Here is a 26,114-nt window from a genome sequence, read left to right as displayed (position 1 = left end):
TGCGCGACTGAACGCCCACTACTCGTCGTTACTCGTCGTCGTCCTCGTCGTCCAGCCGGGCCAGCCACGTCGCCAGGCGCTCCACCGGCACCTCGAAGTCGGGGTTGAGGTCGACGAACGTCCGCAGATGCTCGGCGAGCCACTCGAAGGTGACCTCCTCCTCGCCGCGCCGCTTCTCCAGTTCCTCGATGCCACGGTCCGTGAAGTACATGAGGACAAGGATATGTGCGTGGAAAGAGCCGGGCCGCACCCCCCGAAGCGGGGATGCGGCCCGGCCAGGAACGACCCGTGACGGCGTCGGTCAGGCGTCGAACACCTCACGCACCAGCTGCTCCTGCTCGGCCTGGTGCCGCTTCGCGGAACCGACGGCCGGGGACGAGCCGTGCGGACGCGAGATGCGGCGCAGACGCTCGTCGTGCGGGACGTCGGCGCCGACGGCCAGGTCGAGGTGGTCGATCAGGTTGAGCGCGATGAACGGCCAGGCACCCTGGTTCGCCGGCTCCTCCTGGGCCCACAGGTACTTCTCGGCGTTCGGGTACTTCTTGATTTCCGCCTGGAGCTCGGCACCCGGCAGCGGGTACAGGCGCTCGATGCGGATGATCGCCGTATCCGTGATGCCGCGCTTCTGCCGCTCGGCGTCCAGGTCGTAGTAGACCTTGCCGGCGGTGAAGACGACCTTCCTGACCGCGGCCGGGTCGACCGAGTTGTCGCCGATGACCGGGCGGAACTGGCCCGTGGTGAACTCCTCCGCCTTCGAGGCCGCCGCCTTCAGGCGCAGCATCGACTTCGGGGTGAAGACGACCAGCGGCTTGTGGTGCGGGTTGTGCACCTGCCACCGCAGGAGGTGGAAGTAGTTCGACGGGACCGTCGGCATCGCGACCGTCATGTTGTTCTGCGCGCAGAGCTGCAGGAACCGCTCCGGGCGGGCCGAGGAGTGGTCCGGGCCCTGACCCTCGTAGCCGTGCGGCAGGAGCAGGGTCACGCCGGAGGTCTGGTTCCACTTCTGCTCGGCCGACGAGATGAACTCGTCCACGACCGTCTGCGCGCCGTTGGCGAAGTCGCCGAACTGCGCCTCCCACATCACGAGTGCGTCGGGGCGGGCCAGCGAGTAGCCGTACTCGAAGCCCATCACCGCGTACTCGGAGAGCAGGGAGTTGTAGACGTTGTACCGGGCCTGGTCCTCGGACAGGTACAGCAGCGGCGTGAACTCGGCACCCGTCTCGCGGTCGATGACGACCGCATGGCGCTGGCCGAAGGTGCCGCGCTGCGAGTCCTGGCCGGAGAGCCGGACCGGGACGCCCTCCAGGAGCAGCGAGCCGACCGCGAGGGTCTCGCCCATGCCCCAGTCGATCGTGCCGTCCTCGACCATCGCCGCCCGTCGCTGCAGCTGCGGCAGCAGGCGCGGGTGGATGGTGACGTGGTCGGGGATGTTGACCTGCGACTCGGCGATCCGCTTGACGACCTCGGAGGTGACCGCCGTGTTCACCGCCACCGGGAACTGGGCCTGCGGCTCCGAGGGCGCGGCGGCCGTCGGCTGGGACGCCGCCTCGCGGACCTCGGTGAAGACCTTCTCCAGCTGGCCCTGGTAGTCCTGCAGTGCCTGCTCGGCCTCTTCCAGGGTGATGTCGCCGCGACCGATGAGGGACTCGGTGTACAGCTTGCGCACCGAGCGCTTCTTGTCGATCAGGTCGTACATCAGCGGCTGCGTGAAGGCCGGGTTGTCCGACTCGTTGTGACCGCGGCGGCGGTAGCAGATGAGGTCGATCACCACGTCCTTGTTGAACGCCTGACGGAACTCGAAGGCCAGCCGCGCGACGCGGACCACGGCCTCCGGGTCGTCGCCGTTCACGTGGAAGATCGGGGCCTCGATCATGCGGGCCACGTCCGTCGCGTACATGGACGAGCGGGAGGACTCGGGCGCGGCGGTGAAGCCGACCTGGTTGTTGATGACGACGTGGACCGTGCCGCCGGTGCGGTAGCCGCGCAGCTGCGACATGTTCAGGGTCTCGGCCACCACGCCCTGGCCCGCGAAGGCCGCGTCGCCGTGGATCGCCACCGGCAGGACGGTGAAGTCCGTGCCGCCCTTGCCGATGATGTCCTGCTTGGCGCGCGCGACGCCCTCCAGGACCGGGTCCACCGCCTCCAGGTGGGACGGGTTGGCGACCAGGGAGACCCTGATCTGATCGCCGTCGAGACCGGTGAAGGTGCCCTCGGCGCCCAGGTGGTACTTCACGTCACCGGAGCCGTGCATCGACTTCGGGTCGAGGTTGCCCTCGAACTCGCGGAAGATCTGCGCGTACGACTTGCCCACGACGTTGGCCAGCACGTTCAGCCGGCCGCGGTGGGCCATGCCGATGACGACCTCGTCGAGACGGGACTCGGCGGCCGAGTCCAGGACGGCGTCCAGCAGCGGGATGACGGACTCGCCGCCCTCCAGGGAGAAGCGCTTCTGGCCGACGTACTTGGTCTGCAGGAAGGTCTCGAACGCTTCCGCGGCGTTCAGCCGGCGCAGGATGCGCAGCTGCTCCTCGCGCTCCAGGTTGGAGTGCGTGCGCTCCACGCGGTCCTGGATCCACTTGCGCTGCTTCGGGTCCTGGATGTGCATGAACTCGATGCCGGTGGTGCGGCAGTACGAGTCGCGCAGCACACCCAGGATGTCGCGCAGCTTCATCAGGGTCTTGCCCGAGAAACCGCCGACCGCGAACTCGCGCTCCAGGTCCCAGAGGGTGAGCCCGTGCTCGGTGATGTCCAGGTCGGGGTGCTTGCGCTGGCGGTACTCCAGCGGGTCGGTGTCGGCCATGACGTGGCCGCGGACCCGGTAGGAGTGGATCAGCTCGAAGACGCGGGCGGCCTTCGTGACGTCGTCGTCGTGGGACGCGTCGATGTCCTTGAGCCAGCGGACCGGCTCGTAGGGGATGCGCAGCGCCTCGAAGATGTCGTCGTAGAAGCCGTTCTCGCCGAGCAGCAGGTTCGCCACGGCACGCAGGAACTCACCGGAGGCGGCACCCTGGATCACCCGGTGGTCGTAGGTCGACGTGAGCGTCATGACCTTCGAGATGCCGAGCTTGTTGAGGGTGTCCTGGCTGGTGCCCTGGAACTCGGCCGGGTAGTCCATGGAGCCGACGCCCAGGATGACCAACTGGTTGGGCATCAGGCGCGGCACGGAGTGGACGGTGCCGAGGCCGCCGGGGTTGGTCAGGGAGGCGGTGACGCCGGTGAAGTCGTCCATCGTCAGCTTGTTGTCGCGGGCGCGACGGACGATGTCCTCGTAGGCCTGCCAGAACTCGAAGAAGTTCAGCGTCTCGGCCTTCTTGATCGCCGCGACGACCAGCTGGCGGTCGCCGTTCGGCTTGACCAGGTCGATGGCGAGACCGAGGTTGACGTGCTCCGGCTTGACGAGAGTGGGCTTGCCGTCCACCTTCGCGTAGTGCCAGTTCATCGCCGGCATCGCCTTGATGGCCTGGACCATCGCGTAGCCGATGAGGTGCGTGAAGGAGATCTTCCCGCCGCGGGCACGCTTGAGGTGGTTGTTGATGACGATGCGGTTGTCGAACAGGAGCTTCACCGGGAGCGCGCGCACGGACGTGGCCGTGGGCAGCTCCAGCGAGGCGTCCATGTTCTTCGCGACGGCCGCGGACGGGCCGCGCAGCGTCACCTGCTCGGGGCCCTGCTTGGCCTCGTCGGCGGGCTGCGCCTTGGCTGCCGGGGCCTTGGCTGCCGGGGCCTTCGCGGCGGCGGGCTTGGCGGGGGCCGGGGCGGCCTTCGCCGGAGCGGGCGCCTGCGCCGGGGCCTTGGCGGCCGGCTGGGCTGCCGGTGCCGCGGCGGCGGGCGGCGGGGCAGCGGGCGGCGCGGGGGCGGGCGCGGGTGTGGCGGCGGGCTGGGCCGGAGTGGCCGGCGGAGCCGTCGTCGTGCCCGCGGTCCCCGTCGCCGCGTTGCTCACCGGAGCAGAGGACTGGGGCGCCCCCGGCTTGTAGTCGGCGAAAAAGTCCCACCAGGCCCGGTCGACCGAGTTCGGGTCCTGGAGGTACTGCTGGTAGATCTCGTCGACGAGCCATTCGTTGGCACCGAAGACCGCAGCGGGGTTCTTGCCCGCTTGGTCGGTGTCGGTCGAGATGCTCGAGTTACTGGGGGACTGTGGCGACACGGCGTCAACCGCCCTCTTCCGCTTCACAAGATGATGGACAGCGGAAATTAAGGCTACGCCTCCAAGACCGAGAAGGTCAGGCCGGGCCCGTTCAACGTCGCGTAAGTCACATCTCAGAGGGCGTTTCGGCGCGGGAAATGGCGGGAAACAAACGTGGTTCCGCTTCTTCGGGCCGCGTCGGGCATGGAGCGGCCACGACCCGGCGCACTCGCGACACGGGCCTTTGCCTGATCACACGTGTCCGTCAGGACGAACACAGGTGGATCTTGTGACTCCGCTTCGCACCCTACGTCAACCTGACGAGGGAGACGCTCCCGGAAGAGTGATAAGAATCCGGCAACCCCGCTCGGATTCGGCCACCCCGATCCGTCCGCCGTGGAGATCGACGGCCCAGCGGGCAATCGCCAGACCGAGACCGGTGCCGCCGTCGCTGCCCGGTCCGTGCGGCAGATTGACGCTGCCGCGGTTGAACCGCTCGAAGACGCGGTGCCATTCGGTCCGCGGAATGCCGGGCCCCTCGTCCAGAATTTCCAGCCGCAGTGAATCCGGCTGCGTTCCGGGCCGCGCCCTGACCGTCACGTGGCCGTGCGGCGGACTGTGCTTGACCGCGTTGTCGATGAGGTTGGCGACCACCTGGTGGATGCGCTCCGGGTCGACGTGCGCGGTCAGCTCCGGCGGCGAGACGTCGAGGCGCAGATAGACGTCCGTACGGGTGTGGCTGCCGGAGCCGGTGGCCATGCCCGCGCGCGCCGAGGCGACCATGTTGGCCTCCTTGAGCACGCCGGACAGGTACGGCCACACCTCGAACCGCTGCCGCTTCAGCGGGACGACACCGTTGTCCAGGCGGGACAGGTCGAGCAGCGTCTCCACCAGCCGGCCGAGCCGCTCGGTCTGCTTCAGCGCGGTGCGCATCGTCTCGGGGTCGGCCTCGGTGACACCGTCGACGATGTTCTCCAGCACCGCGCGCAGCCCCGCGATCGGGGTGCGCAGCTCGTGCGAGACGTTGGCCACCAGCTCCTTGCGCTGATGGTCCTGGGCCTCCAGCTCGTCGGCCATGACATTGATGGTCTGGGCCAGGTCGCCCAGCTCGTCCCGGCGGTTCTCCCGCACCCGGCGGGTGTAGTCGCCGTGCGAGATGGACCGGGCCACGGCGTTCATGTCGTCCAGTGGAGCGGTGAGCGAGTGCGCCACGAACTGCGTGATGAGCAGCGTGGCGATCATCGAGAAGACCGTGATGAAGCGCAGCTCGGTCTTGGTGTGCACCGCGACCACCGAAAGACCGGTGGTGATCAGCACCGAGATGACGACCAGCGCACCCAGCTTGGTCTTGATCGAGAACGGGCGGACACCGCCCCGGGGGCCGGGGCCCCCGGGGCCTCTCCGTGCGGCCGGCCCGTCGCTCATGGCGTCGGCGTCTCCAGGGCGTAGCCCACGCCGTGCACGGTGCGGATGCGCTCGGCGCCGATCTTCCGGCGCAGCGCCTTGATGTGGCTGTCGACGGTCCGGGTGCCGGAGGCGTCCGCCCAGTCCCACACCTCGGCCAGCAGCTGTTCCCGGGAGAGCACCGCGCGGGGCGTGTTCGCCAGGCACACCAGGAGGTCGAACTCGGTGGGTGTCAGGTGGACGTCCTCACCGCGCACCCGCACCCTGCGCTGTGCGTGGTCGATCTCCAGCTCGCCCAGGCGCAGGATGCCGCTGCGCGGTGTGGTGGCCGCCAGGGCCGCCCGCTCCATGCGGCGCAGCAGTACGTGCACGCGTGCCGCCAGTTCCCGCATGGAGAACGGCTTGGTCATGTAGTCGTCGGCGCCGACGCCCAGTCCGACCAGCATGTCGGTCTCGTCGTCGCGCGCGGTCAGCATCATGACCGGCACCGGCCGCTGGGCCTGCACGCGCCGGCAGACCTCCAGGCCGTCGAAGCCCGGCAGCATGATGTCGAGGATCAGCAGGTCGGGCTGCCATGCCTCCGCCGTGTCGACGGCGGACGGACCGTCGCCCGCCGTCTGCACCAGGAATCCCTCGGCACGGAGGCGGGTCGCGACGGCGTCCACGATCGTCGCATCGTCCTCGACCACCAGGACCCGGCGCTGTGCGCCCGGGGTGGTCGCCGCCGTGCCGTTGTGGGAGGTGTGTGTCTGCTCCATCGCCCGCCCCTGAAGTGTGCTTTCCGGAATCCGTGGGGTGATCCGTCTCTGCGCATGACTGCGGTTGACGCTTGAATGATCGGCGTCAGGGCAGCAGCGTACGGGGAGTCACCACGCCTTTGCTATCCAGGGCGGACGCCGAGGTGTACGACGTCCGGAACGCCCCGGGCAACCGGGACCTCTTCGGTACGCACCTGTTGGAACCCGGCATTCCGCAAGGTTCCCTCGAAATCCGGAGATGGCTTGGCGGACCACACCGCGAGCACCCCGCCAGGTCTCAACACCCTCGCGCAGTCCAGGAGTCCGGTGGGGGAGTAGAGCCCTTCATTGCCCTCGGTGACGGTCCAGTCGGGCCCGTTGTCGATGTCGAGGCAGAGCGCGTCGAACGTGTCGGAAGTCTCATTGACGTACGCCACCAGGTCGGTCTCGACGATCGCCGCGCGGGGATCGTCGAGGGCGCGTGCGGAGAACTCGGACAGCGGGCCCGCGCGGTGCCAGTCGATGACGGCGGGTTCGCGCTCCACCACGGTGATGCGCCCCCAGCGGGGCTGGGCGGCGGCGTGAGCGAGCGAGAAACCGACGCCGAGCCCGCCGATGAGGACGTGCGGGCCCGGCCGCGGGCCGCGTCCCGCGCGGGCGTCGGCGGCGTCGAGTGCGGCCAGGGCGGCGTCGATCAGCCGCCGCTCCGAACGGCCGTCGGAGGTGTCCATCAGGAAGCAGCCGTTCGCGATGATCTGCAGCAGGCTGCCGTGCCGGCGGAGCGCCACCTCCCCGTACGGGCCCTCGCGGCGGTCCAGGACTTCGGGAATGTCGTACGGGGTGGTCATGCGTTCATCCTGGCAGCACTTCCTGCTCGGCGGACCGGTGCCGTGCGGGAGTTCCTTCCGCCGCCCTCGCGAGTGATCGCTGAGAGCGAACGCGACCCGGGGAACATTCCGTGACTCCCGAACATTGAGTCGGCATAGCTCAACTTGACTGCCGAAGGGGAGATCATGGCTGATGAGTCCGCACCGCTCGCCCTGCCTGTACTGCCGCTCGACGACGAGGTCGTGCTGCCCGGGATGGTGGTTCCGCTGGACCTGAGCGACTCCGAGGTGCGCGCCGCGGTGGAGGCCGCCCAGGCCGCCGCCGCGTCCGCGCCGGGGAAGCCCCGGGTCCTGCTGGTGCCCCGTGTCGACGGGACCTACGCCGGTACCGGTGTCCTGGGCACGATCGAGCAGGTCGGCAGGCTGGCCGACGGCGACCCGGGCGCCCTGATCCGCGGTCGGAGCCGCGTACGGATCGGCGCCGGGACCACGGGGCCGGGTGCGGCGCTGTGGGTGGAGGGCACCCGGATCGACGAGGCCGTGCCGGAGCCCCTGCCCGGACAGGTGAGCGAACTGGTCACGGAGTACAAGGCGCTCGCCACCGCCTGGCTGCGCAAGCGCGGTGCCTGGCAGGTCGTCGACCGGGTCCAGGCCATCGACGACGTCGCCGCCCTCGCCGACAACTCCGGTTACTCGCCCTTCCTGACCACCGAACAGAAGGTGGCGCTGCTGGAGACCGTCGACCCGGTGGCCCGGCTGAAGCTCGCCACCCAGCAGCTCCGCGACCACCTCGCCGAGCAGGAAGTCGCCGAGTCCATCGCCAAGGACGTCCAGGACGGCGTCGACAAGCAGCAGCGCGAGTTCCTGCTGCGGCGCCAGCTGGAGGCCGTACGCAAGGAACTGCGCGAGCTGAACGGAGAGCACGGCAAGGACTCCGCCGAGGAGTCCGACGACTACCGGACCCGCGTCGAGGCCGCCGACCTGCCGGAGAAGGTGCGCGAGGCCGCGCTCAAGGAGGTCGACAAGCTGGAGCGCTCCTCCGACCAGTCGCCCGAGGGATCGTGGATCCGCACCTGGCTCGACACGGTCCTGGAGATGCCGTGGAACGAGCGCACCGAGGATTCGTACGACATCCAGGGCGCCCAGGCCGTGCTCGACGCCGAGCACGCGGGCCTGGAGGACGTGAAGGAACGCATCACCGAGTACCTGGCGGTGCGCAAGCGGCGCGCCGAGCGCGGGCTCGGTGTGGTCGGGGGCCGCCGCGGCGGTGCCGTGCTCGCCCTGGTGGGGCCGCCCGGTGTCGGCAAGACGAGCCTCGGCGAGTCCGTCGCCCACGCGATGGGCCGGAAGTTCGTCCGGGTCGCCCTCGGCGGTGTCCGCGACGAGGCCGAGATCCGCGGCCACCGGCGTACGTACGTCGGCGCGCTGCCCGGCCGGATCGTGCGGGCCGTCAAGGAGGCCGGGTCGATGAACCCGGTGGTGCTGCTCGACGAGATCGACAAGGTGGGGTCGGACTTCCGGGGGGACCCGTCCGCCGCCCTCCTCGAAGTGCTGGACCCGGCGCAGAACCACACCTTCCGGGACCACTACCTGGAGGTCGAGCTGGACCTCTCGGACGTCGTCTTCCTCGCCACCGCCAACGTCCTGGAGGCCATTCCGGAGGCGCTGGCGGACCGGATGGAGATCGTCCGCCTGGACGGCTACACGGAGGACGAGAAGGTCGTCATCGCGCGCGACCACCTGCTCCCGCGTCAGCTGGAGCGGGCCGGGCTCGCCGCGGACGAGGTCGACCTCGGCGACGGCGCGCTGCGCAGGCTGGCCGGCGAGTACACCCGAGAGGCGGGCGTACGCACCCTGGAGCGGTCCATCGCGCGGCTGCTGCGCAAGGTCGCGGCCCAGCACGAACGGGGCGAGCGGGAGCTGCCGTTCACCGTCACGGAAGGGGATCTGCGAGGACTGATCGGCCGGCCGCACCACGTGCCCGAGTCCGCCCAGGACCCGGCCGAACGCCGTACCTCCGTCCCCGGTGTCGCCACCGGGCTCGCGGTGACCGGCGCCGGCGGTGACGTCCTCTATGTGGAGGCGTCCCTGGCCGACCCGGAGACGGGCGCCGCCGGACTGACCCTGACCGGACAGCTGGGCGACGTGATGAAGGAGTCGGCGCAGATCGCGCTGAGCTTCCTGCGGTCGCACGGCGCCGAGCTGGAGCTTCCGGTGGGCGACCTGAAGGAACGGGGCGCGCACATCCACTTCCCGGCGGGCGCGGTGCCCAAGGACGGCCCCAGCGCCGGCGTCACGATGACCACCGCGCTGGCCTCGCTGCTCTCCGGGCGCCTGGTCCGTACGGATGTGGCGATGACCGGTGAGGTCTCACTGACCGGGCGGGTGCTGCCGATCGGCGGGGTGAAGCAGAAGCTGCTCGCCGCGCACCGGGCGGGGATCACCACCGTGATCATCCCCAAGCGCAACGAGCCCGACCTGGACGACGTCCCGGCACAGGTGCTGGACAAGCTCGACGTCCACGCCGTCACCGACGTCCGCCAGGTCCTGGAGCTGGCGCTCGCGCCGGCGACGAACGGCGCGGCGCCGGAGGTTCCGGTGGCGGCGTGACCGACGAACGCCACCGGAAAGGCGGCGGCCCGGGTCCCGTGAGGGAGGCCCGGGCCGTCACCGTGTGGTGCGGGGCGGAGGCGTCAGCCGAGCGCCAGCGCCCGCACCCGGTCGACCGTGCCGTTGAAGAGGTCGTGGTCCCCGACCGTCGGTCCGGTCGAGGTGTACTGCCACATCGTGTAGAAGTCCCAGCCCGCGGGCAGTTCACCCGCGGTGGAGGCGTACCGGGCGATCCACAGGGGGTTGTCGGCGGCGAACCCGGCGTAGTTCCCGGTGCACTGCTTCCACCAGCTGGTCGCCGTGTAGATCACGGCGTGGCGGCCGGTGCGCGCCCGGTACTGGTTCAGGAAGTCGTGGATCCAGCTCACCATGGCGCTCTGCGACTTGCCGTAGCAGGCGTTCCCGTAGGGGTTCCACTCGATGTCGAGCACGCCCGGCAGTGTTCTGCCGTCGGGTGACCAGGCGCCGCCGTGGTCGACGAAGTAGTCGGCCTGGGCGGCGCCGCTCGTCCTGTCGGGGGTCGCGAAGTGGTACGCGCCGCGGATCATGCCGGTGTCGTACGAGCCGTTGTACTGCTGCGCGTAGTAGGGGTTCTTGTAGTACGTCCCCTCGGTGGCCTTCGCGTAGGCCCATTTGACCCCGCTGCTCCAGAGGGTCGGCCAGGCCACGTTGCCCTGGTGGCTGGAGACGTCCACGCCCTCCGTACGGGCGGTGCGATGGGTGGGTGTGCCGTCCTGGCCGTCATGGGCGACGACGCCCATGCCCATGTGGGCGGAGCCGCGCGGCGGGACGTCGGGGGCGGCCGCCCCGGCCGCGGGCGTCGCGCGGGGGAGCGAGAGGATCGCGAGCAGGACCGCCGCGACGGTCGTGAACGCGCGTAGACGGGTGAAGCCGGCTCTGTGCACGGGCATGACGTGTCTCCGAGGAACTTGGTGCGGGGCCCCTGAGAAGGGGAAGCAAGGGGGAGGCAGCGCACGCGGACCGCGACGTGGGCCCCAGGGGACCGGAAGCCGCCGCCGGGCCGCGTCTGCGAAATACTTGCGGAGCCGCAGCGGCCTCGCCACTTGGCGGGAACACGGACGGCCGGGAAAACCGAGGCAGGGACTGACGTGCACGAAGGCGGAAACGGCGGCGAAGAGGACACCTCGTCCGAGGCGCCCACGAGCGGTGTGGACCAGCCCGGGTTCCTCGCTCTGGAAAGGGAGTTGACGGTGCTGCTGCGTCGCGCCCGGGCCAGCCAGGGCGAGATGTCCCGCGAGGTCCATCCGGACCTGGAACCGTCCGCGTACGGGCTGCTCGTCCGTCTGGATGAGTGCGGCAAGCAGCGGGCCACCGAACTCGCCGCCTACATCGGCGTCGGCAAGGCGACGATGTCGCGTCAGCTGCACGCCCTGGAGGAACTCGGGCTCGTCGCCCGTGAGCCGGACCCCGCCGACGGCCGCGCCTGGCTGGTCGCCCTCACCCCGGAGGGCCGGGGCCGGGTGAGCAGGGTCCGCGAGGCCCGCCGCGCGCGCTACGCCCGCCGCCTCGCCGACTGGGACACCGGCGAGGTCACGGAACTCGCCCGGCTGCTGAACCAGCTGAACCGCGGGACGGAGAAGTGACCGGAGCGCCGTTCGGGACAACACGGCGCCGTCCGGGGGACGTACGGCGCCGTCCGGGGTGAGCGGGACGCTGTTCGGGGGAGACACGGCGCCGTTCGGCGTACCGGAGCGATCGATCCGGGCGGCGTACGGGGGAGCCCGGCGGCGTACGGGTGAACGGGACGGCGACGGGCGAGCGGGGTGGTGTACGGGGAGTCAGAACTCCACGTACACCACCGTCGCGTCGTCGTGCGTCTTGCTCCGGCCCAGCATCACCCGGTCCGTGTCCGCCCGCTCCAGGGCCCGTACGCGATCCACCAGCGCCTGCGGTCCCTCCTTGCGGACGAGGGCGAAACACTCCGCCCAGTCGCCCTCGTGGAACGTGTCCACCCAGCGCGTGGCCCCGTCCGTCAGCGCGGCCAGGGCATGCACCTCGGCACGCGGAAGAATGCCGGTGACCGCGTGCGCCGCGACCGACGAATCGGCCGCCGCAGTGAAGAAGCCGCCCTCCTTGTTCCGCACCGTGGCGTCCACCAGGGCATCCGTGGCCAGGGCCGAACGGGGCAGCAGGGCCAGCCGGTCGTCCAGCAGCGGGGTGACCGCCCCGTCGGGAGACTCGACGAGCAGGGCCGAGTCGGACAGGACCAGGTACTCGACAAACTCCGGTGACCAGCGGGCCAGCACCACCGTCGCCTGAGGGGTGCGCGGGTGAGAAAGGTCACAGGTTTCGACGTGTGCGGCGGCGGTACGCGCAAGGGCCCGGGACAGCAGGTCGGCCAGGGGGACATCCGGGAGTGAAACGGTCAGTTCAGTGAGTGCCCCGCCGAGCCGCGCGGTGAACCAGGGAACGGAGTGCCGGCAACCCGTCCCGGCCGGCGGCGGAGTGACCCCGTCCAGCATGACCAGCGAACCGCCCTGTCCGGAGGCCGGAAGTCCGACACTGGCGAAGTCCTCGTTGGGGCGGTCCGCGTCGCCGGGATCCGAGGCGAGTTCAGTGCGCATTCCTCTAGTCTGCACGAGGCTTCCACAAGGACCGCCGGAGACCGGAGGCGTTCGCCGATTTCCCGGGGCCGTGCAGGTCAGGAGCCGAGTTTGGGCGGGATTGCCGCGCTCCGGGCACGCGTGGCGGCGAATACTGCCACCGGCCGCCGCAGACGTCCAACCGGCCCGGCGCGCAAGGCTGCTGCGGGGCGTGACGGGACTTGCCCCTCAACTCGCCTCCGATGTTCACTCCTTTGAGTGGCGGGTCAGGTGATGCGCATCCAGTGCCCGGAGGCACTGGGAGGGTCGGGGAGCGATGGAGGCGTCTCACCGGCCGGCGCGGTCGGCAGTCCAGGCAGGACGTAGGCGTCTGTCACGGGCAGGGCGTGGGCGTCTGTTGACGGATCGTCACCCGGGCCCACGGGTACACGAATCAGGAATGCGAGCACCGGTGCAAAAGACGCGGCCTCGTCGCACAGGCAAGCAGACGGCCCCCACGGGGGACGCCGATCAGAAGCCCATCGTCGGCAAAGGCCGCCCCACCCATGTGCGCAACCGGCTCATCGTGGCCGTCGCGGTGGTGGCCGCCGCGATCGCGGGCGCCGGAACGCCGTCCGTGCTGGCGGCCTCCGGGCAGCTGAGCGACTCCCTGAACCTGGTGACCCGCGCCGAGCGGACCCAGGACGCCCTGACGCTCGCGCACTCCCTCGCCGACGAACGGGACGAGGTCACGTCCTACGTCGCGGCCGGCCGCCCCGAGTCCAAGGCGCCCGCGGAGCAGGACAGCGCCCGCGTCGACCGGCAGGTCGAGGAGCTGCGCGCCGACACCGACACCCCAAAGGCGATGCGCGACGACCTCGACGCCATCGCGGCCGCGCGCAGGGCGGCGCTCACCGGCAAGAGCAGCGCGCTCGAGGCGCATCAGGCGTACTCCACCGCCATCACCCAGCTGCACCGGCTCGCCGAGCAGCTCGCGGAGCGGACCCCGCCCCGCGCGGGCTCCGGAGGCCACGCGTTCGCCGAACTGGATTCCGCCGTCCAGCAGGCCGCCGCCACCCGCGGGCTGCTGCTCGCCGCGCTCAACGTGCCGAGCACCACCCAGACCGTGATCGACCCGATCACCGGTTTGCCCACCACGTCCACCGCCTCCTCGGACGCCGACACCGAGCGGCGCGACGAGCTGATCGCCGCCGCCCTCCAGGCCCGCCTGCGCTCCGACGCCGCCCTCGCCGATTTCCGTGACACGGCGCCCAAGGCGGCCCGCGCGTCCTACGACTCCACGGTGACCGGACCCGAGGTCGACTCCGCCGAGAAGTACCTCGCGACCCTCACCGACCAGCCCTCCCTCTCCGACGACGAACTCGCCACCAGCACCAAGAAGCTGGAGGCCGCGCTCACCGCCCGCGTCGAGACGATGCGCGGAGTGGAGTCCGCCCTCTTCGAGAAGCGGACCAAGGACCTCGCCCAGCTGCGCGACGACGACGTCACCGCGCTCGAGATCCGGATCGCCGCCCTCGGCGCCCTCATGGTGCTCGCGGTCGGCATCGCCACCGCCATGGCCCGCACCCTCACCCGCCCGCTGTCCGTGCTGCGCCGCGGTTCCGCCCGCCTCGCCGGGGCCGAGGACCCCAGCGTCGAAGAGCCGGTCACCTTCACCGGACGCAACGACGAGTTCGCCCAGGTCGTCCGCTCCGTCAACGCCCTGCACGCGCACGCCGCGCAGCTCACCACGCGGATCGCCACCCTCGAGGCCGACCGCAAGCACCTCGTCGCGCAGCGGCAGCGGATGGCCGACGCCCGCGAGGAACTGCACACCGAACTCACCGAGTCCGCCGCCCGTCTGGAGCAGCTGCGCACCAGCATCGGCGGCACCTTCGTCAGCCTGGCGCTGCGCACCCTCGGCCTGGTCGAACGGCAACTCGGCGTCATCGAGGGCCTGGAGGAGCGCGAGGACGACCCGGACCGCCTGGCCACCCTGTTCAAGCTCGACCACTTCGCCACGGTGATGCGCCGGCACAGCGAGAACCTCCTCGTCCTCGCCGGCACCGAACACGTCCAGCACACGGCGGGTCCGGTGCCGCTCGTCGACGTCGTACGGGCCGCGGTCAGCGAGATCGAGCGGTACGAGCGGGTCAGGATCGCCTCGCTGCCGCCGCACGCGCACATCACCGGGTTCGCCGCCGACGACCTCAGCCATCTGCTGGCCGAACTCCTGGAGAACGCCACCTCGTTCTGTCCGCCCGACCTGCCCGTCGAGGTCTCCGGCTGGCTGCTGGAGAGCGGCGAGGTCATGCTCTCCGTGCAGGACGAGGGCATCGGCATGACCGGGGACCGGCTGGAGCGGCTCAACTCCCGCCTGTCCGACTTCGACCCGAAGGCGCCCTACGAGCACGAGGGCGAGGACGGCCTCGGACTCGGCCTGTACGTCGTGGCCCGGCTCGCCCAGCGGCACGGGGTACGGGTGCGGCTGCGGGAGCAGAAGCAGGGCGGCGTCGCCGCGGTCGTGGTCCTTCCCACGACCCTGCTGGCCGCCAAACCCGCCCCACCCACCGCCGTCTCCACCTCCGGTTCCGACGGTGCGCAGCGCGTCTCCCTGCCGGGCGCGGACGCCGAGGCCAACGCCAACGTCCTGCACGGCCGCACGGAGAGCGACGACCCACTGGTCGCCCTGGCGGAACGGGCGGTACAGCAGCAGCAATCCGCCGCGGAGACACCGGCCACGGAGGTCCCCACCGAGCAGAAACTCACGGGTGACGCGCCGGAGGAGCCCACGCAGAACGACCCGGCCGAGCCCGCCGCCGGGACTTCCGCCGAGCGCTCTGCCGGAACCGCCACCGAGCCCATCGGCGGAGCCGGCGACGGCGATGGCGGCACGGGGGCTGCGGACGGGACGCATCAGCGGCCTGCCGAGACCACCATGGAGCTGCTGATCCCGGCGCCCTCGCCCCCGTCCGACGCGGTCGCAGCGGCGGACGCGAAGGCCCCGGGTGCCCCGGCAGCCCCCGCGGAGCCGACAGCCGCACCGGCCGCCCACCCCGGGCATGCGGTCGAGGACGCCCCGGCCGCCGTCGACCTCACGGCCGACCCGGTGACCGCCCCCGCCCCCGACGCCGAGCACGCACGCGTGCCCGACGGTCCGGTGGAGGAGGAACCGGTCACCGCCAAGGGCCTGCCCAAACGCACACCGAAGATCGCCGCGCGCGCCGAAGCCCCCAGGCAGCGCACCGGCTCGGTGGACGCCGACGCCCTGCGTCGCCGCCTCGGCGGCTTCCGCCGCGGGGCGGAGGCCGGACACCGGGACGTCGAAGTGAAGATCGCCGAGGAGACGGGACCGCACCGACCGCCGTCCACCGCGGCCGCACCATCCGAAGAAGCCACGGGGGGCACCGTCGAGGAGGCAAGCAGTTGACCGCGCCCAGTACCTTCGGACTGAGCAGTGAGGCCCGCAACCTGCACTGGCTGCTGACCAACCTCATCGAGGAGGTGCCCGGCATCCTCTCGGTCGCGGTGGTCTCCTCCGACGGGTTGCTGCTGCTCTCTTCCGACCCCGACCTCGTGCAGGCCCGGACGAACCCGGGTGAGGCGACCGCCGCCGGAGCACCCGAGGCGCGGGCCGGGAAACGCACCGGTCCGCGCGGCTCCGCCGCCGACCTGGCCACCATCGTCTCCGGCATCGGCAGCCTGACCATCGGCGCCGCCAAGCTGATGGACTACGGCCCGGTCAAGCACACCATGGTGGCGATGGACGAGGGCAGTTTGTTCGTGATGTCGATCAGCGACGGCTCGCTGCTCGGGGTGCACGGTTCCGCGGACTGCGACATGAGTGTGGTGGCCTACCACATGGCCCTGTTCGTGGGCCGGGCCGGTCATGTCCTGACCCCCGAACTCCGCAGCGAACTACGTAAGTCCATGGAGAACAAGTCCCTGGAGAGCGAGTCCACCGGGAGTTCCCGTTGAGCGGTAAGACCAGGAAGAACCTCCCGGTCCGCGGCGGTGACCGCAAACCCGCCCGGGTCCGTCCCTATTCACTCACCGGCGGCCGTACCCGCTTCGGCCATGTGCTCCTCGTCGAGACGTTCGTGGCGGCCACCGCCGAACTGGAGGCCGCCGAGGAGCGCAAGGAGCTGACGAAGGGCTCACTGAAATCGACGATCATGCCGGAGATGCGGGCCATCGTTGAACTGTGCCGCCGGATGCGAACGGTGGCCGAGATCGCCGCGCTGCTGAAGATGCCGCTCGGCGTGGTCCGCGTGCTCCTGAGCGACCTCGCGGACCAGGGAAAGATCCGTGTCTACGGAACGGGAACCGGCCACGGCACGGGCCGCCCGGACCGCGTGCTGCTGGAAAGGGTGCTGAGTGGACTCCGCCGTCTCTGACGCAGTTCAAGGCGTCTCCCCGCTCGTCGAGGACGACGAGCAGTTGCTGCCCTGGCAGACGGACCGTACTCGCGCCCCGATCGCCACGAAGATAGTGGTGGCCGGCGGCTTCGGCGTCGGCAAGACCACGCTGGTCACCACCGTCTCGGAGATCACGCCTCTGGAGACCGAGGCGCTGATGACCGAGGCGAGCGCCGGGACCGACGACCTCACCGCCACACCGGACAAGCTGACCACCACCGTGGCCATGGACTTCGGCCGCATCACGCTCGACGACGACCTGGTGCTCTACGTCTTCGGCACGCCGGGGCAGCAGCGGTTCTGGTTCATGTGGGACGACCTGGTGCGCGGTGCGATCGGCGCGGTCGTCATGGCCGACACCCGCCGGCTCAAGGACTGCTTCCCGGCGCTCGACTACTTCGAGAGCTGCGGACTGCCGTACATCGTCGCGGTCAACCACTTCGACGAGACCGAACTGTTCGAGCCGGACGATGTGCGGGAGGCGCTCACCATCCCGGCCCACATACCTGTCGTGATCATGGACGCGCGGCGCCGGATCTCGGTCATCGAGACCCTCCTGTCCCTCGTGGGACACGCGCTCGAGGAAACCCCGGAGTAGCCGGGGGCTCCCGTTCCCCCAGGGCCTGTCCGGCGGATCATGCCGCAGACGCGGGGTCCGGCACGCCCTCTCCCAAGCTCTTCGAGCAGGGGTCCCGGCGGCGGTGTTGTCGTCGCTCGCCGACTCCCCCACGCTCGGACCCTCTCGCGCGGGGGCACCCCCCTCGCCCCCGCTCACCGGCGCTGACAAGACGCCGCCGATTCCCCGCAACCTGATCGCCGGACAGACCTAGGAGAACCCCGTATGCGGAAAATACTCGTCGTCGGAGCCGGCCAGTCCGGTCTCCAGCTCGCGCTCGGCCTCCAGTCGCACGGGTACGAGGTCACTCTGATGTCCAACCGGACCGCGGACGAGATCCGCACCGGACGGGTGATGTCGACGCAGTGCATGTTCCACACGGCCCTGCAGAACGAACGCGATCTCCAGCTGAACTTCTGGGAGTCCCAGGCCCCGAAGATCCAGGGGCTCGGTATCTCGGTCGCGGCCCCCGGCTCGCACGACCCGGGCCCGACGCAGCGCGCGATCAACTGGCTGGGCATGCTCGACGGGTTCGCGCAGTCGGTCGACCAGCGGGTGAAGATGGCGGGCTGGATGGACACGTTCGCGCAGCGCGGCGGCCAGCTGGTCATCCACGGCGCGGCCGTCGGCGACCTGGACTACTTCTCCCGTACGTACGACCTCGTGCTCGTCGCCGCGGGCAAGGGCGAGCTGGTGCAGATGTTCGGCCGCGACGCCTCGCGCTCCCCGTACGCCGAGCCGCAGCGCGCGCTCGCGGTGGCCTACGTCCACGGGATGGATCCGCGTCCGGAGCACCCGGACACCGAGGCGGTCCGCTGCAACCTCGTCCCCGGCGTCGGCGAGATGTTCATCATGCCGACGCTCACCACGTCGGGCCGCGCCGACATCCTGTTCTGGGAGGGCATACCCGGCGGCCCGCTGGACGCCTTCAAGGACGTCAAGGACCCGGCGGAGCACCTCTCCCTGACCCTGGAACTCATGGAGAAGTTCCTCCCCTGGGAGTACGCGCGGGCCACCAAGGTCGAACTGACCGACGCCGGCGGCACCCTCGCCGGCCGCTACGCCCCGACCGTCCGCAACCCCGTCGGCCGGCTGCCCGGCGGCGGCCTGGTCCTCGGCGTCGCCGACGTGGTCGTGGCCAACGACCCGATCACCGGCCAGGGCTCCAACTCGGCTTCCAAGTGTGCTGCCTCCTACCTCGCTTCGATCGTCGAGCACGGTGAGCAGCCGTTCGACGAGGCGTGGATGCGGCAGACCTTCGACCGCTACTGGGACACGGCCCAGTACGTCACCAAGTGGACCAACGCCATGCTGGCCCCGCCGCCCGCGCACGTCCTCGACGTGCTCGGCGCCGCGGGCGGCCTCCAGCCCGTCGCCGACCGGTTCGTCAACTGCTTCGACAACCCGGCCGACCTCGAGAACTTCTTCTACGACCCGGAGAAGGCCGGGGCCTACCTGGCGGAGGTCTCGGGAGCGGCGGACGGCGCGTAGGCGCGCGCGTAGCCCTGGTCGGGTCCCTCCGTCGCCCCCTCGGGGAGCTCCGGCGGCACATAGCGCCGCAGGGGCTCCCCGGCCGGGTCGGGGCGTACGGCGCCCAGGACCGGGTTGGCCGCGATCGGGGAGACCTTGACCCGCGCGCCGGGCCGGGGTGCCTGCACCACCATGCCGTCACCGAGGTAGAGGGCGACGTGGGTGGCCTCGGGGAAGTACACGACGAGGTCACCCGGCCGCAGTTCGTCCAGCGGGACCCGGTCCAGCCGCGCCCACTGCTCCTGGCTGGTCCGGGGAACGGGCGTCCCGGCGGCACCCCACGCCTCGGACGTCAGCCCCGAACAGTCGTACGTCCCGGGGCCTTCCGCACCCCACTCGCACGGCTTCCCGACCTGCTCCACCGCGTACCGCACGGCCCGGTCGCCCGCCGCGGAGGGCGCGCGCCCACCGCCGGGAGCACCGGACACGCCAGGTGCCCCCAGGGCGCCGGAGGCGAGGAACTCCGCCTGGTCCTTCGCCACTTCGGCCCGTTCCAGCTCGGCGAGGGCGGCCAGCTCCTCGGGACTGAGCGAGGCGAGCAGTTCCTCGACCTCGCCGAGCCGCTCGCGCACCTCGTCCCGCTCCTTCCCACGCCGTTCGGTGAGGGCGAGTCGCTCGTCGAGCGCCTTGCGGGCCCGCCGGGCGAGCCCGTCGGCCCGCTTCTCACCACCGGTCAGCCGGCCCACCGTGTCCGCCCGACTGCGCGCCAACCGCCCGATCACATGCCCCTGGTCGAGCGCGTACTGCGGATCGCGCGCCAGCAGCAGCCGTACGTACGGGGAGAGCCCGGTGCTGCTCTGGTACTGCTGCCGGGCCAGCCGCCCGGCCGCGCCCCGACTGTCGTGCAGGGAGAGCCGGGCGCGGGCGAGGGCGCTCTCCAGCCGCCGGGTCTCGGCGCGCTGCTTCGCCAGCCGCTCCTCGGTGGCGTTGTAGGCCTCGGTGGCCTTCCCCACCTCGCGGTACAGCCGCTGAAGCTCCGTCAGCAGATCGGCGACGGACCGCTCGCCGGGTTCGCCCGCGGTGCCCGCGGGCGGTTCGAGAGCACCGTCACCATCCTCGGGAAGCTGCACCGCGGTGCTCTCCGGCGGCTCCGGAACGGCTGCCGCGGGCACCGGTGCGAGAACGGTCCCGGCCGCGGCCGCCGCCGTACACACCAGACGCAGAAGCACTCTTGACATGCCATCACCTCCGACGCGGGCGGCTCCTCCGCTCCGCATCGCGAGCATCCGGCGGTCCGGCCGGGCCCGCTCGCCGGGTGTGCGCGGTTCGGCGCAACGGCGTCACCCGTCGGCGTCGTCCGGTTTGCCACCCGGCGTGGCGTCTGGATCGGCGGCCGGATTCCGGGTGCGCCCCGACCACGGCCACCTCGGCCGGCCGGTCGCCGCCCCGTCCGGGGCGTACAGGTACTTCCATCCCCGCGTCAGCCCGGTCCGCCCGCCCTGCCCCCCGGGCACCCGCCGGTAGATCAGCACGGTGGCCGGGCCGCCGTCCGGGGCCGGGACGGGGATGCGGTACGTCTTGGGCGGGTGCCCGGTGATGCCCAGCAGCACGGGCAGGACGCGCCCGTCCATGGGCCCGCCCTCGAAGGGGGTGTCCTGTCTCTTCACGCCTCCAGTGTCGGCCATGCCCCACGCCGGCCGTCCGTCGGCGGCGGCACGTCAGCCGTCCGCCGACAGCGTCCGGACGAGTGCCTCGGTCTGCGCGTCGCGCCGCGCGGTCACCTCCATGGCGGCCAGGAACTGCTCCACCAGCCAGTCCCGCAGCTCGTCGACCGGCGGGAGCCTGTCCTCGTCGAGCCAGATCAGGGAGGCCGCCTCCACGGCGGTGATCCACATCCGGATGGTCATCCGCAGCCGGGGGCCCGGCTCGGTGACTCCGAGATGGCGGAGGATGTGCTCGGCGGCGGCCCGGCGCACACCGTCGACGACGGCGGTCGTACGGGAGGTCTCCACGACGCTCCCGCCCTGCAGCAGCGCGCTGAACCCGGGGCCGTGCCCGTCGACGAAGGCGAGATAGCGGTCGAGGACCCTGGACAGCCGGGGCAGCGGCGGACCCTCGCACGGCTCGTCGAAGCAGTGCCGCAGCTCGTTGGCGGCGGATCTGAGCGCCGCCTCGTACAGCTGCTGCTTGCCGCCCGGGAAGTACCGGTACACCAGGGGCCGCGACACCCCGGCCGCCTCCGCCACGTCGTCCAGCGACACCTCGTCGGGCGCGCGGTGGGCGAAGAGCGACAGCGCGGCGTCGATCAGCTGACTGCGCCGCTCCTCGACGCCGAGGCGCCGATAGGCGGGGGTGGGAGCCTGCGGGGTCATGCCCCGCAGCGTAACCAACCGCTTCCGGTACCTGCCCGTGCCGACAGTCCGGACGACTTCCACAGCCGCCGTCCGGCCCCGCGCAGCACGCCGATGCCGTCCGGGCCGTGCTCGGTCTGCGGCTCCGCCGCGTGGCCGTGAGCCGCTTGGGGAGCTGTGGGCGGTGGCCTGGCGTGACCGCTCATCGCGCGACCGCCTACGCCAGCAGCCCCGACGACTTCCACAGCCGCCGCCCGACTCCGCGCAGTACCCCGATGTCGTCCAAGAAGTCGGTGAGCCGCTTGGAGCCCTGCCGCATCACGTCCCGCCGGTGCCCGCTCGCCTTGACCTGGGCGACGGCCTCGCGCTTGTCCAGTCCGACGTTCGAGTAGACCTCCGGGTTCACGAACGCCACCGAGAAGACGCGGGCGAACTCGCCGGAGGTGATCCGGGTGAACTCCTGCGACCACTTCGGCGCGGTCACCATCTGGCGCCGCAGCTCCTCACGGGCGTAGCGGACGTGCCGGGCCTCCTCGACGACGTGGATGCGCGTGACGCCCCGGATCAGCGGCTGGACGCGCTCGTCCGGGAAGGTCAGCCGCTGCATCCAGTCCAGGACCTCCTCACCGAGCAGGGTCGCCGTGAAGGAGCCGGGCGTGGTGGAGATCGTCTTGAACAGCCGTCCGAGCTGCTGGTGGGCCCGGCTCACCGGGTACCACGGGGTGCCGCCACGCGTGATCACCCGGGCGAACATCTTGGAGTGCCGGCACTCGTCCTCGATCTCGGTGAGCGCGTACCGCACATGCGCGCTCGTGGCGGCCTTGTCGTAGACGTGCCGCACCAGCAGCTGCATCAGGATCAGCTCGAACCAGATGCCGAGCGAGGCGAGCGCCGCGGCCTCGTGCCGGGAGAGCGCGATGCGCTGCTCCTCGCTCATCCGCTTCCACAGCGGGGTGCCGTACAGGGACACCAGCTCCGGCGGCCAGAACCACAGGCCCTCCTCGAACGGCGCGTCCCAGTCCAGCTCCTTGTCCGGGTCGAAGGAGTGCTTGGCGGAGGCGTCGAGCAGCCGCTGGGCCACCTCTTCCCGGTCCTTGAGCAGGCCGAGCGCGTCGCGCAGCCCGTCGAGCGCATCGGCTTCCGTCAGGGTCTGGGTCTGGCTCGTCATGGCGGTTCCACTTCGTGGGCTATCGGGTTACCGGCGGTTCACCCCACTTATGAGACTGCTTGTCAGCAAGCTCGTCAATCCCCTGCGCGCGACTTGTCGCCGGACGCTCCCCCTCACGCGGGCGTCAAGGGCGCGCCCTCCGGACCACCTGATGGAGCGGCGAATCGGCGTTCACCCTGGGTAGGCTGACTGTGCCGGTCAGACTCCAGCGCATGGGGGCAATCATGAGCGCCGTACGCGACTCCGAGTTGGACGACGACTACCAGTGGCCGCGTCCGCCGCAGGATGGCTGGACGGCGGACGACCTCGACGAGCTTCCGAACCTGCCTCCGCACACGGAGCTGATCGACGGGAGCCTTGTCTTCGTGAGTCCGCAGACCAATTTCCACTCACGTGTCATCCGCCTGCTGGACAACGCCCTGCTGGCTCAGGTGCCGGCCGAGCTTGACGTCATCCGTGAGATGACCATCAAGCTCAACCAGCGCAATCGACCGGAGCCCGATGTCCTGGTGTTCCGGGCAGACGCCGACACCGGCCCGAGTCAGACCTGGTACCGGCCGGAGGACGTCGTGATCGCTATCGAGGTCGTCTCCAAGGACTCGGTGGAGCGGGACCGCGAGGCCAAGCCCCGCAAGTACGCCGCCGCGGGTATCGCGCACTTCTGGCGCGTCGAGGAGAACGACGGCCTTCCCGTGGTCTACGTCTACGAACTGGACCCGATGACCAGGTCGTACGTGCCCATGGGCATCTTCCACAACCGACTCAAGCTGACTGTTCCCTTCGACATCGACATCGACCTCACCGCCCTCGGCCGTCGCCGTTAGACCGAGCAGCCCGGCCCGTCCGGCACCTCGCCGGTCACCGGCGTCGACGTGCCGGGCGGGAACGACGTCCGGAGCGTGAACGCGTGGGGCGTCGGGCCGGGGGCGCGCAGATGCAGCGGCCGTGCCTCCGCCTCCGCGAGGGCAGTCCCGCCTACGAGTCCAGCACCGCCTCCATCACCACCCGTGCGATCGGTGCCGCTGTTCCGCCGCCGCTGATCTCCCGGCGGTTGGCCGCCGCGTCCTCCACCACCACCGCCACCGCGACCTTCGCCTCCGCGTCCCCGTCGCCCTGGGCCCAGGCCACGAACCAGGCGTACGGCGTACCGGAGTTGCCGATGCCGTGCTGGGCGGTGCCGGTCTTGCCGCCGACCACGGCACCCCGGATGGCGGCGTTCGTGCCGGTGCCCTCCTCCACCACCCCCCGCATCAGCTCCCGCATCCGCAGCGCCGTCGACGGGAGCATGGCTCGCCGCGTCGGACGCGAGCCGGCCGTCGACACGGTGCCACCGCCCGCCCGGGTCGTCCGCTCCACCAGATACGGCTCCCGCACCTGCCCGTTGTTGGCGACGGCCGCCGCGACCATCGCCATCTGCAGCGGGGTGGCCCGCGTGTTGTACTGCCCGATCGACGACAGCGCGAGCTGCGCCCGGTCCATCGTGGTGTCGAAGGTGCTGTGTGCCACCGGGAACGGCACCCGCAGCCCGCCGCCGTTGAAGCCGAAACCCTCGGCCGTGGCCGTCAGATCCGCCACGCCCGTGGTCACGCCCAGCTTGGCGAACACCGTGTTGCAGGACCAGGTGAACGCCTCCCGCACCGAGGCGTCCGCACAGCCCCGAGACTCGTTCGTCAGCCGTGTCGTCGTCCCCGGCAGGGTGTACGGGTCGGGGGAGTCGGTCGGCTCGTCGAGGTCGGTGACCGCGCCCGCGTCCAGCGCCGCCGCCGCGGTGACCACCTTGAACGTCGACCCCGGCGGATACGTCTGCCGCACCGCCCGGTTCAGCATCGGCCTGTCCGGGTCGGCGTTCAGCCGCTCCCAGGCGTCGCGCGCCGCCGTCCCGTTCCCGGACAGCAGCTCCGGGTCGTACGAAGGGACGGACACCAGCGCCAGGATCCGTCCGGTCGACGGCTCCACCGCCACCACCGCGCCCTTGCGTGAGCGCAGCCCCTCGTACGCGGCCCGCTGCGCGGCCGGGTCGATCGTCGTGACGACGTTTCCGCCCGCGTTGCGGGAGCGCGTGAAGTCGTTCCACAGCGGCAACGGCTGGAGCACCGGGTCGGTGCCGGACAACAGCCCGTCCTCCGTGGCCTCCAGCAGCGTCGTCCCGTACTCCTGCGAGGCGTACCCGGTCACCGGCGCGTACAACGGCCCGGCCGCATAGGTACGTTCGTAGCGCAGTTGCTCCCCGGTGTCCCGCGAACCGGTGACCGGGCGGTCGTCGACCAGGATGTCGCCGCGCGGCTGGCGGTAACGGGCGATGGCGTCACGGCGGTTGGCCGGGTTGTCGTCGTAGGCGTCGGCCCGCAGCACCTGCACGCGCGTGGCGTTCAGGAGCAGGGCGAGCAGGAGCAGCGCGCAGAAGACGGCGGCATGCCGGATGTACCGCGTCATGACCCGGCACCTCCGTCCTCCTGCCGGCACCCGCCCCCCTGACGCCGTGCCGAATCGCTCAGCCGGGCCAGCAGCGCCACGATCGTCCAGTTGGTGACCACCGACGAACCGCCCTGCGCCAGGAACGGCATCGCCATCCCGGTCAGCGGGATCAGCCCGGTCACCCCGCCCGCGATGACGAACACCTGGAGCGCCACGAGCGCGGCGAGACCCACGGCGAGCAGCCGGCCGAACGGGTCGCGCAGCACGAGCCCCGTGCGGTAGCCGCGCTCCACCAGCAGCCCGTACAGCAGGAAGATCGCGGAGAGCCCGGCCAGACCCAGTTCCTCGCCTGCCGTGGCCAGGATGAAGTCGGACTTGACCGCGAAGCCGATGAGCACGGAGTGTCCGAGTCCCAGCCCGGTACCGAGCAGCCCGCCCTCCGCGAAGGCGAACAGGGACTGCGCGAGCTGGTTCGGGCCCTCGCCCGCCTCGATCGAGGCGAACGGATGCAGCCAGGTCTCGATCCTGCTGTGCACATGCGGCTCCAGCCGGCCCACGGCCACCGCGCCCAGCGAGGCCAGCAGCAGGCCGACGGCGAGCCAGCCGGTGCGGCCGGTGGCGACGTACAGCAGGACGACGAACAGGCCGAAGAACAGCAGTGACGTGCCGAGATCCCGCTCCAGGACCAGCACACCCACGCTCACCAGCCATACCGCGACGATCGGTCCGAGCACCCGGCCGGTGGGCAGCTGCAGTCGCCAGACCCTGTGGCCGGCGTAGGTGAGCGCGGCCCGGTTCTGAGCCAGGTACGCGGCGAAGAACACCGCGAGCAGCACCTTCGCGAACTCGCCCGGCTGGATGGAGAACCCGGCGACCCGGATCCAGATACGGGCCCCGTTCACCGCGGGGAAGAGGATCGGCACCGTCAGCAGCACGAGCGCGGAGGCGGCACAGGCGCGGGTGAAGCGCTGGAGCATCCGGTGGTCGCGCAGCAGCAGGACGACCGCGATGAACAGCGCTACCCCCAGCGTCGACCACACCAGTTGGGTAGGGGCGGCCCGGTCGCCGGGTGTCTCCAGGTCGAGCCGGTAGATCAGCACCAGGCCGAGCCCGTTGAGCAGGACGGCGATGGGCAGCAGCAGCGGGTCGGCCCAGGGGGCCCGGAAGCGCACCGCGAGATGCGCGACCAGCGCGAGCACGCCGAGCCCGGCGCCGTAACCGGCGGCGCCGGGTGGGACGGAGCCGTTCCTGGCGATTCCGACGGCGCAGTAGCCGAACACCGACAGCAGGACGGCCAGGACGATGAGGGCGAGTTCGATGCCACGGCGCCGGGGGAGGGGAGCGGTGGGTGTGGACGGATCAGCCGTCGCCAGGGAGATTCCGGCCTTGCTCATGTGCGGAACCTACCTATATGCGGCGACTTACCTGGTTT

At 71.1% G+C, this 26,114-nt stretch carries 21 protein-coding genes; 8 read left to right on the top strand and 13 right to left on the bottom strand.

What is annotated here, in order from left to right:
- Window positions 1-28 precede the first annotated feature (28 nt).
- The 5 genes from WJ438_RS14030 to WJ438_RS14010 all read right to left on the bottom strand — a co-directional run bounded on the left by WJ438_RS14030 (window position 29) and on the right by WJ438_RS14010 (window position 7,112).
- Window positions 29-211 (bottom strand): DUF6104 family protein, encoded by a 183-nt coding sequence (locus WJ438_RS14030; protein WP_279333903.1) that lies wholly within the window; start codon window positions 209-211, stop codon window positions 29-31.
- Between the two features lie 90 nt (window positions 212-301).
- Window positions 302-4,144, bottom strand: coding sequence for a multifunctional oxoglutarate decarboxylase/oxoglutarate dehydrogenase thiamine pyrophosphate-binding subunit/dihydrolipoyllysine-residue succinyltransferase subunit (locus tag WJ438_RS14025; RefSeq protein WP_406725542.1), 3,843 nt, complete (start codon window positions 4,142-4,144; stop codon window positions 302-304).
- A gap of 291 nt (window positions 4,145-4,435) precedes the next feature.
- Window positions 4,436-5,548: an ATP-binding protein gene (locus tag WJ438_RS14020; RefSeq protein ID WP_406725541.1), complete on the bottom strand. Its 1,113-nt coding sequence runs from the start codon at window positions 5,546-5,548 to the stop codon at window positions 4,436-4,438.
- Window positions 5,545-6,285 carry a response regulator transcription factor gene (locus WJ438_RS14015; RefSeq protein WP_406725540.1) on the bottom strand — a complete coding sequence of 247 codons (741 nt, stop codon included), beginning with the start codon at window positions 6,283-6,285 and terminating at the stop codon, window positions 5,545-5,547. The genes WJ438_RS14020 and WJ438_RS14015 overlap by 4 nt, the downstream gene beginning before the upstream one ends.
- Before the next feature lie 122 nt (window positions 6,286-6,407).
- Entirely contained in the window at window positions 6,408-7,112 is a 705-nt protein-coding gene (locus WJ438_RS14010) for a spermidine synthase (protein WP_406725539.1), read from the bottom strand.
- A gap of 165 nt (window positions 7,113-7,277) precedes the next feature.
- On the opposite strand from WJ438_RS14010, the gene lon reads away from it, so the two are divergent.
- A complete protein-coding gene (gene lon / locus WJ438_RS14005) occupies window positions 7,278-9,701 on the top strand; it encodes an endopeptidase La (RefSeq protein WP_406725538.1) in 2,424 nt (807 codons plus the stop codon).
- A gap of 83 nt (window positions 9,702-9,784) precedes the next feature.
- Here lon and WJ438_RS14000 read toward each other — a convergent pair whose 3' ends face one another.
- On the bottom strand, window positions 9,785-10,612 hold the full coding sequence (locus WJ438_RS14000; RefSeq protein WP_406725537.1) for a lysozyme: 828 nt from the start codon (window positions 10,610-10,612) through the stop codon (window positions 9,785-9,787).
- Window positions 10,613-10,810: 198 nt separating this feature from the next.
- On the opposite strand from WJ438_RS14000, the gene WJ438_RS13995 reads away from it, so the two are divergent.
- Window positions 10,811-11,305: a MarR family winged helix-turn-helix transcriptional regulator gene (locus tag WJ438_RS13995; protein WP_406725536.1), complete on the top strand. Its 495-nt coding sequence runs from the start codon at window positions 10,811-10,813 to the stop codon at window positions 11,303-11,305.
- Window positions 11,306-11,500: 195 nt separating this feature from the next.
- Here WJ438_RS13995 and WJ438_RS13990 read toward each other — a convergent pair whose 3' ends face one another.
- Window positions 11,501-12,286: a protein phosphatase 2C domain-containing protein gene (locus WJ438_RS13990; protein WP_406725535.1), complete on the bottom strand. Its 786-nt coding sequence runs from the start codon at window positions 12,284-12,286 to the stop codon at window positions 11,501-11,503.
- A 430-nt stretch (window positions 12,287-12,716) separates the two neighbouring features.
- On the opposite strand from WJ438_RS13990, the gene WJ438_RS13985 reads away from it, so the two are divergent.
- From WJ438_RS13985 to WJ438_RS13965, 5 genes are all read left to right on the top strand, one after another.
- Window positions 12,717-15,674 carry a nitrate- and nitrite sensing domain-containing protein gene (locus tag WJ438_RS13985; RefSeq protein ID WP_406725534.1) on the top strand — a complete coding sequence of 986 codons (2,958 nt, stop codon included), beginning with the start codon at window positions 12,717-12,719 and terminating at the stop codon, window positions 15,672-15,674.
- Window positions 15,671-16,222, top strand: coding sequence for a roadblock/LC7 domain-containing protein (locus WJ438_RS13980; protein ID WP_406725533.1), 552 nt, complete (start codon window positions 15,671-15,673; stop codon window positions 16,220-16,222). The genes WJ438_RS13985 and WJ438_RS13980 overlap by 4 nt, the downstream gene beginning before the upstream one ends.
- A complete protein-coding gene (locus tag WJ438_RS13975; protein WP_406725532.1) occupies window positions 16,219-16,641 on the top strand; it encodes a DUF742 domain-containing protein in 423 nt (140 codons plus the stop codon). The genes WJ438_RS13980 and WJ438_RS13975 overlap by 4 nt, the downstream gene beginning before the upstream one ends.
- Window positions 16,622-17,260, top strand: a complete 639-nt coding sequence (locus WJ438_RS13970) for a GTP-binding protein (protein ID WP_406725531.1) — start codon at window positions 16,622-16,624, stop codon at window positions 17,258-17,260. The genes WJ438_RS13975 and WJ438_RS13970 overlap by 20 nt, the downstream gene beginning before the upstream one ends.
- A 243-nt stretch (window positions 17,261-17,503) precedes the next feature.
- Window positions 17,504-18,769: a styrene monooxygenase/indole monooxygenase family protein gene (locus WJ438_RS13965; RefSeq protein WP_406725530.1), complete on the top strand. Its 1,266-nt coding sequence runs from the start codon at window positions 17,504-17,506 to the stop codon at window positions 18,767-18,769.
- Here WJ438_RS13965 and WJ438_RS13960 read toward each other — a convergent pair.
- From WJ438_RS13960 to WJ438_RS13945, 4 genes are all read right to left on the bottom strand, one after another.
- Window positions 18,730-19,986, bottom strand: coding sequence for an NlpC/P60 family protein (locus tag WJ438_RS13960; RefSeq protein ID WP_406725529.1), 1,257 nt, complete (start codon window positions 19,984-19,986; stop codon window positions 18,730-18,732). The two genes, WJ438_RS13965 and WJ438_RS13960, sit on opposite strands and share 40 nt — an antisense overlap.
- A 102-nt stretch (window positions 19,987-20,088) precedes the next feature.
- A complete protein-coding gene (locus WJ438_RS13955; protein ID WP_406725528.1) occupies window positions 20,089-20,415 on the bottom strand; it encodes a hypothetical protein in 327 nt (108 codons plus the stop codon).
- Window positions 20,416-20,466: 51 nt separating this feature from the next.
- Entirely contained in the window at window positions 20,467-21,120 is a 654-nt protein-coding gene (locus WJ438_RS13950) for a TetR/AcrR family transcriptional regulator (RefSeq protein WP_406725527.1), read from the bottom strand.
- 196 nt (window positions 21,121-21,316) lie between these two features.
- A complete protein-coding gene (locus tag WJ438_RS13945) occupies window positions 21,317-22,267 on the bottom strand; it encodes a diiron oxygenase (RefSeq protein WP_406725526.1) in 951 nt (316 codons plus the stop codon).
- Window positions 22,268-22,491: 224 nt separating this feature from the next.
- On the opposite strand from WJ438_RS13945, the gene WJ438_RS13940 reads away from it, so the two are divergent.
- A complete protein-coding gene (locus tag WJ438_RS13940) occupies window positions 22,492-23,091 on the top strand; it encodes a Uma2 family endonuclease (RefSeq protein WP_406725525.1) in 600 nt (199 codons plus the stop codon).
- A 151-nt stretch (window positions 23,092-23,242) separates the two neighbouring features.
- Here WJ438_RS13940 and WJ438_RS13935 read toward each other — a convergent pair whose 3' ends face one another.
- Window positions 23,243-24,700, bottom strand: a complete 1,458-nt coding sequence (locus WJ438_RS13935; protein ID WP_406725524.1) for a penicillin-binding transpeptidase domain-containing protein — start codon at window positions 24,698-24,700, stop codon at window positions 23,243-23,245.
- A complete protein-coding gene (locus WJ438_RS13930) occupies window positions 24,697-26,076 on the bottom strand; it encodes an FtsW/RodA/SpoVE family cell cycle protein (RefSeq protein WP_406725523.1) in 1,380 nt (459 codons plus the stop codon). Before WJ438_RS13930 ends, WJ438_RS13935 begins: the two co-directional genes overlap by 4 nt.
- Between the last annotated feature and the right edge of the window lie 38 nt (window positions 26,077-26,114).

It is taken from the genome of Streptomyces sp. GD-15H (assembly GCF_045291515.1).
Taxonomy (GTDB): Bacteria; Actinomycetota; Actinomycetes; order Streptomycetales; family Streptomycetaceae; genus Streptomyces.
This window is presented reverse-complemented; position numbering and strand designations above follow the sequence as displayed.

Bases quoted from the DNA above. Each gene is read 5' to 3' on its own strand.
- lon (WP_406725538.1), top strand. From the start codon at position 7,278: ATGGCTGATGAGTCCGCACCGCTCGCCCTGCCTGTACTGCCGCTCGAC.
- WJ438_RS14015 (WP_406725540.1), bottom strand. From the start codon at position 6,285: ATGGAGCAGACACACACCTCCCACAACGGCACGGCGGCGACCACCCCG.
- WJ438_RS13940 (WP_406725525.1), top strand. From the start codon at position 22,492: ATGAGCGCCGTACGCGACTCCGAGTTGGACGACGACTACCAGTGGCCG.
- WJ438_RS13945 (WP_406725526.1), bottom strand. From the start codon at position 22,267: ATGACGAGCCAGACCCAGACCCTGACGGAAGCCGATGCGCTCGACGGG.
- WJ438_RS13965 (WP_406725530.1), top strand. From the start codon at position 17,504: ATGCGGAAAATACTCGTCGTCGGAGCCGGCCAGTCCGGTCTCCAGCTC.
- WJ438_RS13930 (WP_406725523.1), bottom strand. From the start codon at position 26,076: ATGAGCAAGGCCGGAATCTCCCTGGCGACGGCTGATCCGTCCACACCC.
- WJ438_RS14010 (WP_406725539.1), bottom strand. From the start codon at position 7,112: ATGACCACCCCGTACGACATTCCCGAAGTCCTGGACCGCCGCGAGGGC.
- WJ438_RS14000 (WP_406725537.1), bottom strand. From the start codon at position 10,612: ATGCCCGTGCACAGAGCCGGCTTCACCCGTCTACGCGCGTTCACGACC.
- WJ438_RS13935 (WP_406725524.1), bottom strand. From the start codon at position 24,700: ATGACGCGGTACATCCGGCATGCCGCCGTCTTCTGCGCGCTGCTCCTG.
- WJ438_RS13990 (WP_406725535.1), bottom strand. From the start codon at position 12,286: ATGCGCACTGAACTCGCCTCGGATCCCGGCGACGCGGACCGCCCCAAC.
- WJ438_RS14030 (WP_279333903.1), bottom strand. From the start codon at position 211: ATGTACTTCACGGACCGTGGCATCGAGGAACTGGAGAAGCGGCGCGGC.
- WJ438_RS14020 (WP_406725541.1), bottom strand. From the start codon at position 5,548: ATGAGCGACGGGCCGGCCGCACGGAGAGGCCCCGGGGGCCCCGGCCCC.
- WJ438_RS13960 (WP_406725529.1), bottom strand. From the start codon at position 19,986: ATGTCAAGAGTGCTTCTGCGTCTGGTGTGTACGGCGGCGGCCGCGGCC.
- WJ438_RS13950 (WP_406725527.1), bottom strand. From the start codon at position 21,120: ATGACCCCGCAGGCTCCCACCCCCGCCTATCGGCGCCTCGGCGTCGAG.